Here is a 14,646-nt window from a genome sequence, read left to right on the forward strand (position 1 = left end):
TTCCGAGTTCGGAAGCTGAAAACTAGAGTTCTGAGCCTCAACATTGAAGATTAGAGGTTTATTTCTCCTATTTTCTTCTGATTAATCCCCGCTTTTATCTTCTTCTTTACTCCAAACATATTTACGGCAGACTTCGCAAGCAGCTTTTGCTTCCTCTGTTTGCGGATTGGTGAAGATGGGATGATAGCGGAGGCGGTTACAGCAAACTTCCAGACAGATACGCCAACCAACTCGCCATAATCGTACTGTATTGTCATGGCTACCACTAATAATTGTCTGTCCATCTGGGCTAAAGGTGACTGCACGAACACAATTTGTATGTCCTCGCAAAGGTTGGCCAATGAGGCGACCCTCAATATCCCATAAGCGTACTGTATTGTCTCTGCTACCACTAACAATCATCTGTCCATCTGGGCTAAAAGCTACTGAATTAACATAATCCTCATGACCTTGGAAAGGTTGACAGATAGGGTTGCCTTGCAAGTCCCACAATCGTACTGTATTGTCCCAACTACCACTGACAATCATTTGTCCATCTGGGCTAAAAGCTACTGAATTAACATAATTTTCATGACCTTGTAAAGGTTGACCGATAAGGTTGCCTTGCAAGTCCCACAATCGTACTGTATTGTCCCAACTACCACTGACAATCATTTGTCCATCTGGGCTAAAAGCTACTGAATTAACTAGACATTCATGACCTCGGAAAGGTTGAGCAATGGGATTGCCTTCTAAGTCCCATAACCTTATTGTTCCATTATTATTGCCAGTGACAATCATCTTTCCATCTAGGCTAAAGGCAACTGCACCAACAGAGTTTACATCTCCCTGGAAAGGTGGAGCAATTAAGTTACCTTGGAGATTCCATAACCGTACTGTGCCATCCCAACCACTACTGGCAATAATCTGTCCGTTAGGACTAAAGGCAACTGTCAAAACATAATGTTCATGTCCAAAAAATGAATCACCAATAGGGTTTCCTTGGATGTCCCATAATCTTACTGTGCTGTCGTCACTAGCAGTAACTATCATTTGCCCGTTAGGACTAACGGCAACAGAGGTTACACACTTCTGATGTCCCCGGAAGGGTTGACCAACAGAGTAGCTTTTGATGTCCCACAACAGTACTTTGTTGTCATTACTGCTACTAACAATCTGCTGCCCATCTGGGCTAAAGGCTACCGACCAAAAACTATTTTCTTTGAAAATTGAATTGTTTTGCCCCCTCAAAGCTTCGCTGTTCAGCTGTCCTTGGAGGTTCCACAATCGGATCGTGTTGTCATTACTGCTACTAACAATCTGCTGCCCATCTGGGCTAAAAGCTACCGAGTAGACAGTATCCTCGTGACCCCAAAATGGTTGACCAATGGGGTGTCCCTGGATTTCCCACGACAAGATGTTCTCTAAATTCCACAACCGCAATGTTTTGTCGTTACTACCACTGACAATCATCTTGCCATCTGGACTAAAGGCTACTGCAACAACATTATCCTCATGCCCCTGAAAGGGTTGACCAATCGGTTCACCATGCAAGTTCCACAACCTTACTGTTTTGTCGTTACTACCACTGACAATCATCTTGCCATCTGGACTAAAGGCTACTGCACCAACATTATCCTCATGTCCCTGGAGGGGTTGACCAATCGGTTCACCGTGCAAGTTCCACAACCTTACTGTTCTGTCGCTACTGGCACTAACAATCATCTGTCCATCTAGGCTGAAAGCTACTGACCACACAGCATCCTTATGTCCTATGAAGGGTTGTCCAATGGGCTTGCCTTGCAAGTTCCACAAACGTACTGTCTCATCATAGCTACCACTAGCAATCATCTTGCCATCTGGGCTAAAAGCTACTGACCATACAGAATCCTTGTGTCCGCAAAAAGAGTTACTTATAGAGTTACCCTGTATATTCCATAGCCGTACTTTGCTATCTAAACTGCCACTAGCGATCATCTTGCCATCTGGGCTAAAAGCTACTGAAGTTACAGATTTTTTATGTCCTTCGAGAGGAATTGGTACTCTGACTATTTCAATCACTCTATGCAAGCAAGTCAGAACTGGGTTGAGAACCTTGTCAGGCATTTGTTCTCGATTTTCACCCATTGATTGAATAGCTAGCAATAGACTATCTAGCGGTTTTACTGTTAGTAAATTTAGTACTCTTGCGGCTTTCTCTCGCAATCGTGATTCAGTAAGTGCCTTTTCTAATGTGGCAATCTGGTGCTGTTCATAAGCAACACTGAGTTGATAAAAGTCCTTGGCTTGAGATGATAAATCAGGCTTTAACTTTTCCCAATTTTTTTGCACCTCTGCTAACAATCCTCTTGGCATGAGGTATTTTTCATCTTCTTCCTTGTGCAACCATTCTTGCAAAGCATCTGCTAATCTATCACTCAACTGCCGCAAGTCTCGGTCTTGTTGTCGCCATTCTCGCAACCTCTGCCAACCATCAATTAAGGCTTCATGGGCTAAATCAATCCAAACTTCTTCTCTGGCTTCTGTGTCAGTTACTATTAAGCGTCCTTGGATCAGCTTTTCTATAACTTGATTTATCACTTGCTGCTCATCTGGGTTTTCACCAGCAAGACTTAACAATTCCTGTTTTGGTTGTCGCTGTCGGGTATCCTTACTTTCTGCACCAGTACGCACCAATTTTAAGAAAATTCGCTTTACCCAAGGTTGCTGCTGTTTGGTGAAACTTGCATACAAATTTTCTGCATGACGGTTCAACGCCCCAATGACTCCACCTAGTTCGTTAAACTTAGCAATTGTTAACTGTTGAGTTGGTTTATCGCGCTGTTCCCAAAGTTCAGTCAGGGCAAACTGTAATAATGGTAAGCAGCCTTTCTCTTGCCCCACTACTTCTTGCCGGATCGTTCCGAGTAAACCTCTTTGTAACTGATAACCTTGTAAGTTGGCTGGGGATTCAATCGCTTCTTCTAATTCTGCCCCTAGTAATGGCGGCATATACACAGCCTGTTCCTGAATTAGTTGCGTCAGCGATTTATAGTTTAAACAGTATTCCAGAAAATCCGCTCGCATCGTGGTGATAATTGCTAACCGCCCTTGAGAAACTTGGGTTAACAACTCAATAAATCGCTGTCTTTCTTCTTCCTGAGAACCAAGGGTAAAAATTTCTTCAAATTGATCTACCACCAACAAGTAACGCTCAGAACCAGTCAGCCTAGAAATTACTGGAGATAAACCTTCTGTGTCAATGAAAGCGGAGATTTCCCTAATTTCCGTGCGTTCAAATAACTGGGTAAAGGCTCGTTTTAACTCTGCTAAAGGTTGAACTCCAGGCAAAATTGGTTCTAAGATTCGCCAACCATTTTTTTCTAACACTGGAATCAAACCTGCCCGCACTACAGAAGATTTACCACTCCCCGAAGCGCCAATGATGGGAATAAAGTTAGCTTGAGTGAGTTTTTGTTGAATTAAGCTAACTACTTTTTGCCGACCAAAAAAGAACTTGGCGTGTTCTTTGTCAAAAGCTTGTAATCCCCGATAGGGAGATTCTTCACTCACCACCCCAACCGCTACCGGATTCTTCGGTGGATACCAAACCAAAGGAATTGACCTACCGCCACCCATGTAAATTGCTTCTTGTCCACTTCCCTTGAGTTCCCGCGATACAAAGCTCATTAAGTCGTTGACATTAATTTCCCCGGTAGCTTCATCAGCTTTATCTTCAGCAAGTCCTTTGAGAATAGCTTTGGTGAAAATCCCACCTTCGGCATCTTCCCGCGCTCTTTCAAAGGCACGAGAGGCTGTAATTAAGCAGTAGTCTTGTTTGCTGTTGAAAATAGAGAAACCAGAGTTGATAAAACTTCTTTCCAGAAAAGACCCAGCATAGCAGCAGTCCAGCAATACCACTAAGCTGCTGAGTTGAGATTTACTGATTAAAGTGTTGAGGTCATCAAAGGCGATCGCATTTTGTCCATCTTTGTTACAATCCGATGTTGCCAAATACCCTTTGGCTTCACCTGTCAGGCTGGGTGCTTCAAATCCATGTCCGGCAAAATAAATTAATGCCTCCGCACCTTTGGCTTTTTCTAACAAAAATATTCTCAGTGCTTGTCCGAGTTCTTTACCAGTTAACTTTTTATCAGGTGTGATTTGCCAGCGATTCTCACTCTCGATTAACTTGCCAGGTAAAGGCTGAACATCGAATCTACCTTGTTCGCGCAGCAGTTGGGCGATGTATTCAGCATCATTGACAGCCTTTGGTAGGTTGGTGAAATTGTCATATTTAGCAATTCCCAATACCAATGCATATCTAGCCATATAATCTAACCTGGCATCCGTTTTGGCCTAATCTTACTAAGAATAACTTCAAGAGTAACTGAGGCTATTATGTCAGAAGTGCAACGTTTAATTATCAAAGAAGACGATCAAGAGTACGAAATCTACATAGAATCAAATACCGCTTCTGAAGTTCCAGAGGAAGAGGAACCGGGATACCGTGATGGTTTACCCACGCTAAATATTCAAGAATTTCAGGGCAGAATTCGTAATTATGCCAAGTTAGCTGTTGGTGCATTCAAGAATTTACCTGACGCTGAGGAGGTAACAGTTAAGTTTGGCATCAAGCTGGGTGGAAAAACTGGCATTCCGTTTTTAACTGAAGGTTCGGCGGAAAGTAATTTTGAAATCGAGGTTAAGTATAAGTTTCCTGAGAAGAAGCAATAAATAGCAATATAGGGCTTTTCGTTTGTATGCAATACACTTTGACCTCTCTCCAAACCTCTCTCCTAAAAGGAGAGAGGCTTTGAATTTACTCCCCTTCCCTTGTAGGGAAGGGGCTGGGGGTTAGGTCTGTATTGGACTCAACCCAGAAGCGCAATAGTTGGATTATCGTGCTTATTCATATCCCGCCCGGAAATAAATTTCCAGGCTCATAGCGCAAGTCCACTCAAGTGGACTGAAATCTTTCCTTAATCTTCTGAAGAGGACTTTAGCTATTAGCAGAGGAATTTAATTCCCCTGCGGGATGACAACGAAGCTGATGATTTGGGACATCTTTATAATGTCGGCTAGCCTAATTATTACAGAAGCGATCGCCTTCGATTCATCATCATTCACTCATAGAACACGAACTTCCGAGTTCAAAGGGTGAGCGATCGCCCTCCACTCACTATCATTCACCTTTGGATCTCGGACGTTGCTGTTCAGAGCTTCAAGTTTCGTGTTCTCATCTCGAAATTTTATGTTCTGAGGTTGAAGCTTGGAGTTCAGAACTCGGAACGTCGAGCAATTTACTCCAACATCCGAGTTCTGATCTGCAATGTTGCACCTTTGAAGTGCAATTAGCGAGTTATTTTCTACAACGCTGCTGCTTGAGGCTTGGATTTCCGTGATTTACGGGCGAACCTTTGCCCCATTTCCTCAACTACTCCATCTAAACCAGCGCCTTGTCCACTAGCTTTGGCATAGTTATACACCTGCAAGGCGGCTGCATAAGCTTCACTACCCACTGCTAGCGAAGTATCATCCAGCAACTCTTGTAATTGTGACAAAGACAGCAATACTGGATACAAAGCTTCAAATAATTGTACGTCTTTCCGCATCTCATTAAGGTCAAACGATCGCGGTAAAAACTCTGGGTTCTGTGTCGCCACCTCTAATGCTTTGCTTACAAAAGCGCGGCTTTTATCTCCCATTTTGGGTAAAGCTTTCCGCTCCTCGTTACTTAAATCAATCAAAAATGGTAGCTTTTCTTTAATTGTGGCGATCGCTTGCAACACAGCATCTCTCTCTGATTGCGCTAGTGTTGCACTAATTGGGGCTGTGGACATAGAAATTAGTCTCCGGTAGGTTGCTTAATTTTAGAGTGCCCACATATACAACAAAATTACCAAGTTCAAAGCTTCAACAACACGACGTAGGGGCACGGCAATGCCGTGCCCCTTGAGAAAAATCGCACATCGCGCTAGTCTTCATTGACGTAACTGCACGCTGTAACATTAGGCGATGACAAATCAACTCTCTCCAGAAATTCCCTCTTGCACTTGGAGCCGTCCCATCGGTTTAGGCTGGGACAAACCTTATACCGTCCGCTACGCAAGTAATATCGATGATGGCCCTTGGCATGGTATGCCTTTAGGTGGCTTTGGTGCAGGTTGCATCGGCCGTTCTTCACGAGGAAACTTTAACCTGTGGCACATCGACGGTGGTGAGCATACCTTCAAAAATGTTCCCGCTTGTCAATTCAGTGTGTTTGAATCCAATGGCACATCTTCCCAAGCCTACGCTTTATCTACGCAAGCGCCCGAAGATGGCACTCTCAAGGCTTGGCAATGGTATCCGACACTTACCGCCACAGAAGGGACGGGCAATTATCACGCGCTCTACCCACGTAGCTGGTTTGTGTATGAAAATATCTTTCAAGCACAGTTGACATGTGAGCATTTTTCCCCAATATGGGCAGGTAATTACCAAGAAACTAGCTACCCTGTGGCAATATTCCTCTGGAATGCTCACAACCCTACAGATGCACCGATTACTCTTAGCATCATGCTCACCTGGCAAAATATGGTGGGCTGGTTTACAAATGCCCTCAAATCTCCCCAAGTGCGGGTGCGCGATGATGGGAGTCCGGTTTACGAATACCAACCGCGCTGGGGCGCAAGTCAAGGAAACTACAACCAGATAGTTGAAAATACACAACAGTTTGGCTGTCTTTTAGGTCGGGTTGGTAGTGATCAACCTTTGAAGGAAGGCGATGGAAGTTGGTGTATTGCGACGCTGAAGCATCCCCAGGTGGAAGTATTTCACCACACTCACTGGAATCCTGATGGTACGGGTGATCAGGTGTGGCAAAGCTTTGCTAAAGATGGTTCTTTGCCCAATTATCTAGATACAACTCCAGTAGCAGAAGGTGAACAATTAGGGGCTGCGATCGCACTTCGTTTCACTCTCCAACCAGGGGAAACTCTCGAAATCCCCTTTGTCCTCGCTTGGGATTTGCCCATTACAGAATTTGCCGCTGGAGTCAACTATTATCGCAGATACACAGACTTTTTTGATAAAAGTGGAAATAATGCTTGGGCAATCGCATCTACTGCGCTACAAGAATATCAAAGCTGGCGATCGCAAATTCAAATTTGGCAAAAACCGATTCTCGACCGGGAAGATTTACCCAACTGGTTTAAAATGGCTCTATTTAATGAGCTTTATGACCTCACCAGTGGTGGTACTCTCTGGAGTGCAGCATCGGAACTTGACCCCATCGGTCAGTTTGCAGTGCTAGAGTGCTTAGATTACCGTTGGTATGAAAGTCTAGATGTGCGGCTGTATGGTTCTTTTGCCCTGCTGATGTTGTTTCCAGAACTAGAAAAATCGGTGATCAGGGCATTTGCAAGGGCGATTCCTGAAGGTGATGATACACCCCGAATAATTGGCTATTACATGACAATTAAAGCAGAAAGTCCGATCGCCGTTCGTAAAGTTCTAGGTGCAACACCCCACGATTTAGGCGCACCGAATGAACATGTTTGGGAGAAAACCAATTACACCAGCTATCAAGACTGCAATTTGTGGAAAGATTTGGGTAGCGATTTTGTCTTGCAAGTATACCGCGATTTTTTGCTCACGGGTGCTGACGATGTAGAATTTTTAGCAGATTGCTGGAATGCGATCGTTCAAACCCTCGACTACCTGAAAACTTTTGACCTTGATGGCGATGGGATTCCGGAAAATTCTGGTGCGCCTGACCAAACTTTTGATGATTGGCGGTTACAGGGTGTCAGCGCCTATTGTGGTGGGTTGTGGTTGGCGGCGCTAGAGGCTGCGATCGCAATCAGTGATGTTTTGTTAACGAACCGCAGAGGCACAGAGAACACAGAGGTGCAAAAATCCATCTATGAAGCTTGGTTGGAACAATCTCTTCCTATTTACCAAGAAAAACTCTGGAATGGGCAATATTACAAACTTGATAGTGAAAGTGGTTCTGATGTGGTAATGGCAGATCAATTATGCGGACAGTTTTATGCTCGTCTGCTGGACTTACCTGATATTGTACCGAGCGATCGCGCCCTCTGTGCCCTAAAAACTGTTTATGATGCGTGCTTTTTGAAATTCTGCAATGGTGAATTTGGTGCTGCTAATGGTGTTCGTCCTGACGGTTCACCAGAAAACCCCAAAGCTACTCATCCCCTGGAAGTCTGGACGGGGATAAACTTTGGGCTGGCGGCTTTTCTTGTGCAAATGGGAATGAAAGATGAAGCGTTTCGGTTGACGCAAGCTGTAGTGCAGCAAATTTATGACAATGGTCTGCAATTTCGCACGCCTGAAGCTATCACCGCAGCTGGTACTTTCCGCGCTAGCACTTACTTACGGGCAATGGCGATTTGGGGAATTTACTTAGTTATTAATTGATTGGCTATCAAAGCGCTTCTCGTTTTAATGCAATCTACACGTAGGGGTGCACAGCTACCCCTACTAACGGTCATATTCCACATATGGTGTGTGGGTTGGCAAATTTAGCCCATCTTCATCTGAGAAAGCAGAGTCTAGATTTGTGATTTTATTTTCCGAGTGTTTCCGGAAGCGAAGGAAAATTTCAGTAATCGTAATAGTTGAAGGATTGAGAATTCAAGACTACTGTTTCAAAAAATGCAAATATTACTAGCTTTAGTCATAAATCTTGCTAATATTTCCCAGACTACGTTCACAATCAAAAACTAGGCTATGGCGTGCCTATCCTTTTATACTACAACAGCAAAGTTCATCAGATTGTCGCGCTGCGTATTTGGCAATGATTAGCCAATACTGGGACATACGCTTAAGCCACTACAATTTACGTAACTTAGCATGGGTAAGTCGTAGAGGTGGATCTCTCCAGGCTTTAGCAGAAGCAGCCCAAGCTTTGGGATATGAAGTGCTATTAGTGAGGGCGAATCTTAGTAAGCTGGACTCATATTATAACCTGTGGGTAGCTCATTGGCAAGGAATTGATTATATAGTTGTCTGGCGAGTTAAAGGCGATCGCATATTGATTAGTGATCCAGCCATAGGCAAGGACTGGCTTTTGCGTCCAGATGAAGCTAGCTGGACAGGATATGTCCTACTTTTATACCCCACGGAAAACTTTAATGCCCCCAAAGGTGAGAAACTCTTCTTAGGTTGCTATTGGCAAACATTGTGGCATTACCAAAAATTACTTAGACAAATTATTCTTACTTCATTACTGGTAGAAGTTTTTAGGTTGGCGACTCTCCTATCTACTCAGGTCATTATCGACCAACTAATGAGTTTAAAAAGCTTCTTTACCCTGAACATCTTTGCGATCGGCTTCATGATTTGGGATGAAGCAACTAGCGCCCTCGATATCGAGTCGGAACGCCAATTTCAACAGAACTTAACCCAGATTAATCAAGCTTGTATCACCTTCATCATGTCAACTATATCCTTGTTTTAGACCGAGGTATCCTCGTTAAGCAAGGCACTTATCCATGACTCATCGCAATTGGTAGTTTTTATTACAACTTAGCCCAACTGCAACTGCATTTGTAATCTCATTTATATAAATCTGTTATATGTTAATACACATACAAATTATTACTGAATTAACTTAGCACTATTCTCTGTTAATTAACTTTCACTCTATTAGAAAATTATTTAAAGTTCTACAGGTTTAGCCTGCTAAATTGTTGAAAACATTCCATTACAGGTGTTTTTATTAACTTATTTGATGATAATTAAACATTAATTCTTTTTCCAAAATAGGCTATTTGTGATTCCTAGATCATGCTCATGAAATATTCATGAGCAGTTTACAGCGATTTCATTTAGACAAGCTAAAGCTGTAATCTTTATAAATCAATAGATTCAAGGGTAATAAATTAAATTATAATCTCATTGAAAATATTTAAAAATTTTCAATATCTCTAGCTAATTAAAATTTTTCATTCTCTATATATTACTATTTTTATAAGTTGTTTTACTTTCTGGTTAATGGTAATATTTTCTAGTGACTCGACAATAATAAAGGGTTTAAATTTATATTGTGTAGGGGGTCAGACCCCTCATTAATTAGCAAAGAAGGACAAAATTAAAAGTTGCACAATCCGCAAGTGTATATCGAAATATATTCAGTAAATTTAACTTATAAATCTGCTAATCTAGGAAATGACATTAATAACAAAAAATAGTATATATACAAATAGTGTTGTTAACGCTCAAAGGTAAATAAATTTTCTCTACTAGCCCAAAAAAATATGTAAAGTTCCCGGAAAATGCTTAATTAAACAGTAGTAAGAAATACAAGCAGGTAAACAGATAAAATTTATTGAATTAGGAGTTTAAAAAGTTTAAGAGGACAAAATTGTATTTACCAAAAGCCACATGATAATTTTGTCCTACCAGTGATATGACAAGACCAAAGGTAAATTTTTACCCTTCACTCACTAACAAGCAAAAGCTATAGTTTCCTCTTTACTTCATCCCAGATACCTAAAAACTATGATGAATCAAGACATTGCGAGCATTAGTAGTAACATAGATAAGACGGTGAAAGCTCAACAATTTGACAAAGTAGTTGAAGCAATTCTTGCTGGAAAATATTCCTGGGCATGTGTTTTAATGCTGCGATTTGCTGGCTATAATCCTCTCCATTACATTCCATATCGTACCTATAATCGATTGTTAAAAGAAAACTCTAAAGCCAGTAGGACAAATCAACAGCAAAGTGAAAATCTCAAAATGCTGAAACATGCTAATGATTCAATATCTGATAGTAATGGCTCATCAAGCTGCTTAAGCAAAATTAAAGACCGAGCTTATCTGGAAGTAGTTGGAAAGCAAAAAACAGAAATTCGTGGTGGTAGTTTAGATCAGAGATTGGCACAGTAAATTAACGAGCATCAATCAATGAAATCGCAATTAAAACTAGAAAGCACTCAAGAGATTTCCTTGAAACGTTGTGGATCTAATTAAAAACTATTTGGAATCAATAGATTCTGCCCTAAAGTTGATTGAGAGCCTGCTATGCTAATTTAAAATTTTTAGCATGGCAGGTTTTCTATAGCAATGATTAATTTAATATTTTTTTAAAAAATCTGCCAAAATGGCAAATATATACTGATGAGATTGGTAAACTAATAAAAACTACAACTTCAACAAAAATAGAGGTGATTGGCAAGCAAGTTAATTTTAAAAAATAAAATCAATGATTAGTTCTGACTATGAAAGAAATCAAACTGATTACAAAAGTAGTCAGCATTTGATGGAGTAAATAACTCCTACACCAAGACCGATGATGCAACCGTTGCTACTGGTGGTTTTATTTTCGAGGAAATTTGAGCAAAGAGAATTTGGAGCGGTAGCTTCTCCCAATCCAAACTTCACACAGCTTTCACTGACTGCAGACGGTGTAAGTAATGCTTATAAAGCTTTCTATACTGTGGTTGGTGTTGCTTTAGTTAATAAAGCAAACGCTTAACACCAATACCAGAAACGGAAATAAAAAAGTTTCGGTGAAATCGTTGTCATGGCTGGTAGAACTAGTAGCTCATACGCTTCTCTTTCGACTATTGTAATCCTAGTCCTCCCAACCTGGATTATCTCTGCTTTCTAAACTTTCAATTTATATAGCGACTACTGGAAGTTCAAAACTTGAATAGCTTCCAGTTTTTTATGTGTAAATAAAAATAAGGTGGGCAATTTACCCACCTTATTTTTTCTGAAGTACAGTTAATCTAAAAATGACTTAAACCTTGGCTAATTCTGGGGTAGGACGCTTGCTGTTGCGAATTGATGTAATAGCATCAGCATAATCCTTAGCCTTAAATACAGCTGAACCGGCGACAACTGCATTAGCTCCTGCTTCTAAAACTTGCCAGGTATTATTTGCCTTTAGTCCCCCATCCACTTCAATCCAAGGGTCAAGACCACGTTCATCACACATTTGACGCAGCTTGCGGATTTTGGGTAATACACCAGGGATAAAACTTTGACCACCAAAACCAGGATTGACGCTCATAATCAGTATTAAATCGCACAAATCTAGAACGTATTCAATTAGCTCTAGAGGGCTACCAGGATTAAGTACAACTCCAGCTTTCTTACCAAGTTCTTTAATTTGCCCCAAGGTGCGGTGTAGGTGTGGGGAAGCATTATGCTCGCAGTGTACGGTGATATGATCAGCACCTGCCTTAGCAAAATCCTCTACATACTTTTCTGGCTCCACAATCATCAAGTGGACGTCTAGTGGCTTGGTCGTAATCGGACGAATCGCCTCCACAATCAGAGGACCTATCGTAATATTGGGTACAAAACGACCGTCCATTACATCAACATGAATCCAATCTGCTCCAGCCGCGTCTATGGCGCGAATTTCGTCACCCAGACGACTAAAATCGGCTGATAGGATAGATGGAGCAATTACAATGGGCTTTTGAGATCGGTTTTGGGTCATGGCTAGTGGGTTTTAAGCGTCCTCGTCTGTACGCATTGTAACAAAACATTGAGCAAGACTCATAACTTTGATCCCGGCTTTTTTGGAGAGATGGGGAGTAGGGGAGAATAAAATTCCTAACTCAACTCCTATCTCCTAACCCGAACTTCGGAAGTCTCCGGCTGCGCTCTTAACTTCTAACTTCTAACAACTGAACAAATGACTAAAAAACTAACCTGGATAATTTGGGGATTAAGTGCTTCTTGTCTGAGTGCGCCGGTAATTGCTTCAGTTTTAGAATCTACTCTGGGAACTAACGGTATTGATGCTCTGAAGCTACACCAATCTCCTTATAATTTAATCGGTCGTAAGATTGCTATTGGTCAAGTGGAAATTGGCCGACCGGGAATGTTTGGTTGGGATAAGGCGGTGTCTAAAAATCGCGCCATATCTTTAGCGGCAGTATTTTTACGCGATGGAGCAGCTAAATCAAATACCAGTGTTGACCCCCACGCTTACAATGTTGCTGGTGTGATGGTGAGTCAAGACAAAGCTTTGCCGGGAGTTGCTCCGGGAGCGCGACTGTATTCATCTGCGGTGGGTTCCACTAAAAACATGGGTCAGCCAGAAGAGTGCTTATCGGCCCAGCACATAGCGCTACAAAATAGTGGCGATGTCCGTGCGATTAACTTTAGCTTTGGTGAACCTCTGAGCCGCGATCCTAGACCAGAGGCGACTTTAGACGGCAATGCTTTACTAACTTTATGTGTTGACTGGTCTAGTCGCGTTCATGATGTTTTGTATGCGATCGCAGGTAATCAGGGCAAGGGCGGTATTCCTATTCCTACAGATAATTTTAACGGAGTGAACGTGGCTTTTTCATCCCGCAGAGGGGGAGTTTTTAACAAAGTAGACGTGGCTAATCTGGCGGGTGCTAACCAAGGAGTGAGTGGAAAGCTTGCTGGAAGAGAATTTGATCTTAATGGGCGTCGCGCTATCAGTTTAGTTGCTCCTGGTAATAACATTCCCTTGCTCAATCCAGATGGCAAATTGAATAAGGTCACGGGGACAAGTTTTGCAGCGCCTCAAGTTACGGCTAGTGTTGCTCTGTTGCAGGAATTTGCTGACCGACAGATGCGGACAAAACAACCCCACTGGAGCATCGATTCTCGCCATCATCAAGTAATGAAAGCTGTATTGCTGAATTCAGCAGACAAAATCCAAGATAGTGGTGATGGCTTACGGTTAGGAATGAGCCGGACGCTAATTGATAAACAAAATCAAAACTGGCTAGATTCTGATGCTTATAAAGATCCTAAGATTCCCTTAGATGCCCAAATGGGAGCGGGTCATTTGAACATATTTCGCGCTTATCAGCAATTTAGTGCTGGTCAATGGCAGCCATCAGCTGTGGTGCCGGCTATTGGTTGGGATTATCACGCAATCAATGCTGGAGCATCTGTTGACTATGTGTTAGCAAAACCATTAAAGCAGGCGAGTTTTGTTGCTGTCACCCTAAGTTGGGATCGATTGGTAGAACTCAATGATAAAAATAAAAACCAGCAATATGACGTGGGTGAAAATTTTCGCGATCGCGGTTTGAATAATCTCGACCTATACTTAGTAAAAGCTGATGCTCAAAATTCAGATGCTGGTGCTGTTTGCTCCTCAATCAGCCAAATCGATAGTGTAGAACATATTTTCTGCCCGGTTGCTGCTACTGGTAATTACAAAATCCGTGTCCAGTTTCGGCAAAAGCTCAATGAAGCGACTCAACCCTATAGTTTAGCTTGGTGGAGTGTACCTATCAATTGAAATAGGGGCGCACAACTTTTATTTGTGTCAACTTACAGTCTTTTTCATCTATTTAAACAACACTCCCCTATTGGGGCGCATAGTTGTGCGTCCCTAAAAAAATTGGTATTTCGTGAACTGAGAAAGGTGATTTTATCTTTAAAGACCAAAAAAGGTGGTTATTTTGTGATTAGGTAATCTACAATACTTTTATTGATAAATATAAAAATTCCTAAAAATCGAGATTTTTTCTAAATCGTCTGCATAGCCGCCTCAATTAGAAATTAGCAGCTTTAATAAGTTGTGTTTAATTCCTCTGAGCTACTAACTTGCTGTTACAAAAACTGTAACAGTCCCATTTTTCTATTGGAGCAAATGCAATAGTTAATCATTGACACAGTCTCTGCGTCAACTCTGAGCACAGATCGGGAATCTTTCGCAAGTAAGGTGGT

General features: G+C 41.8%; 9 protein-coding genes. 6 read left to right on the top strand and 3 right to left on the bottom strand.

Annotation, left to right across the window (positions count from 1 at the left end; translation table 11 throughout):
- Positions 1 to 81: 81 nt before the first annotated feature.
- Positions 82 to 4,290 (bottom strand): caspase family protein, encoded by a 4,209-nt coding sequence (locus tag V7K40_RS18260; protein ID WP_334962059.1) that lies wholly within the window; start codon positions 4,288 to 4,290, stop codon positions 82 to 84.
- A 69-nt stretch (positions 4,291 to 4,359) separates the two neighbouring features.
- Here V7K40_RS18260 and V7K40_RS18265 point away from each other — a divergent pair, with 69 nt between their 5' ends.
- Positions 4,360 to 4,695 (top strand): CU044_2847 family protein, encoded by a 336-nt coding sequence (locus tag V7K40_RS18265; protein WP_334962061.1) that lies wholly within the window; start codon positions 4,360 to 4,362, stop codon positions 4,693 to 4,695.
- A 632-nt stretch (positions 4,696 to 5,327) separates the two neighbouring features.
- On the opposite strand, the gene V7K40_RS18270 is transcribed toward V7K40_RS18265, so the two are convergent.
- A complete protein-coding gene (locus V7K40_RS18270; protein WP_190909815.1) occupies positions 5,328 to 5,801 on the bottom strand; it encodes a hypothetical protein in 474 nt (157 codons plus the stop codon).
- A gap of 175 nt (positions 5,802 to 5,976) precedes the next feature.
- Between V7K40_RS18270 and V7K40_RS18275 the strand changes: the two genes are divergently transcribed.
- The 4 genes from V7K40_RS18275 (at position 5,977) to V7K40_RS18290 (ending at position 11,446) form a co-directional block, all read left to right on the top strand.
- Entirely contained in the window at positions 5,977 to 8,382 is a 2,406-nt protein-coding gene (locus V7K40_RS18275) for a GH116 family glycosyl hydrolase (protein ID WP_334962065.1), read from the top strand.
- A gap of 268 nt (positions 8,383 to 8,650) precedes the next feature.
- Complete coding sequence (locus tag V7K40_RS18280) at positions 8,651 to 9,424, top strand: cysteine peptidase family C39 domain-containing protein (RefSeq protein ID WP_334962068.1); 774 nt, start codon at positions 8,651 to 8,653, stop codon at positions 9,422 to 9,424.
- A gap of 1,043 nt (positions 9,425 to 10,467) precedes the next feature.
- The gene (locus tag V7K40_RS18285; RefSeq protein WP_334962070.1) at positions 10,468 to 10,857 is read left to right on the top strand and encodes a HetP family heterocyst commitment protein; all 390 of its coding nucleotides are present in this window, start codon (positions 10,468 to 10,470) and stop codon (positions 10,855 to 10,857) included.
- Positions 10,858 to 11,260: 403 nt separating this feature from the next.
- Positions 11,261 to 11,446 carry a hypothetical protein gene (locus tag V7K40_RS18290; RefSeq protein ID WP_334962072.1) on the top strand — a complete coding sequence of 62 codons (186 nt, stop codon included), beginning with the start codon at positions 11,261 to 11,263 and terminating at the stop codon, positions 11,444 to 11,446.
- A 267-nt stretch (positions 11,447 to 11,713) separates the two neighbouring features.
- Here the strand turns inward: V7K40_RS18290 and rpe are convergent, their stop codons facing one another.
- Positions 11,714 to 12,421 carry a ribulose-phosphate 3-epimerase gene (gene rpe, locus V7K40_RS18295; protein ID WP_334962074.1) on the bottom strand — a complete coding sequence of 236 codons (708 nt, stop codon included), beginning with the start codon at positions 12,419 to 12,421 and terminating at the stop codon, positions 11,714 to 11,716.
- 198 nt (positions 12,422 to 12,619) lie between these two features.
- Here rpe and V7K40_RS18300 point away from each other — a divergent pair, with 198 nt between their 5' ends.
- On the top strand, positions 12,620 to 14,215 hold the full coding sequence (locus V7K40_RS18300; RefSeq protein WP_334962076.1) for a S8 family serine peptidase: 1,596 nt from the start codon (positions 12,620 to 12,622) through the stop codon (positions 14,213 to 14,215).
- The last annotated feature ends 431 nt before the right edge of the window (positions 14,216 to 14,646 follow it).

This window comes from Nostoc sp. (genome assembly GCF_036917195.1).
Taxonomy (GTDB): domain Bacteria; phylum Cyanobacteriota; class Cyanobacteriia; order Cyanobacteriales; family Nostocaceae; genus Nostoc.

Coding starts and splice junctions, on each gene's coding strand:
- V7K40_RS18260 (WP_334962059.1), bottom strand. CDS start 4,290: ATGGCTAGATATGCATTGGTATTGGGAATTGCTAAATATGACAATTTC.
- V7K40_RS18265 (WP_334962061.1), top strand. CDS start 4,360: ATGTCAGAAGTGCAACGTTTAATTATCAAAGAAGACGATCAAGAGTAC.
- V7K40_RS18270 (WP_190909815.1), bottom strand. CDS start 5,801: ATGTCCACAGCCCCAATTAGTGCAACACTAGCGCAATCAGAGAGAGAT.
- V7K40_RS18275 (WP_334962065.1), top strand. CDS start 5,977: ATGACAAATCAACTCTCTCCAGAAATTCCCTCTTGCACTTGGAGCCGT.
- V7K40_RS18285 (WP_334962070.1), top strand. CDS start 10,468: ATGATGAATCAAGACATTGCGAGCATTAGTAGTAACATAGATAAGACG.
- V7K40_RS18290 (WP_334962072.1), top strand. CDS start 11,261: ATGATGCAACCGTTGCTACTGGTGGTTTTATTTTCGAGGAAATTTGAG.
- rpe (WP_334962074.1), bottom strand. CDS start 12,421: ATGACCCAAAACCGATCTCAAAAGCCCATTGTAATTGCTCCATCTATC.
- V7K40_RS18300 (WP_334962076.1), top strand. CDS start 12,620: ATGACTAAAAAACTAACCTGGATAATTTGGGGATTAAGTGCTTCTTGT.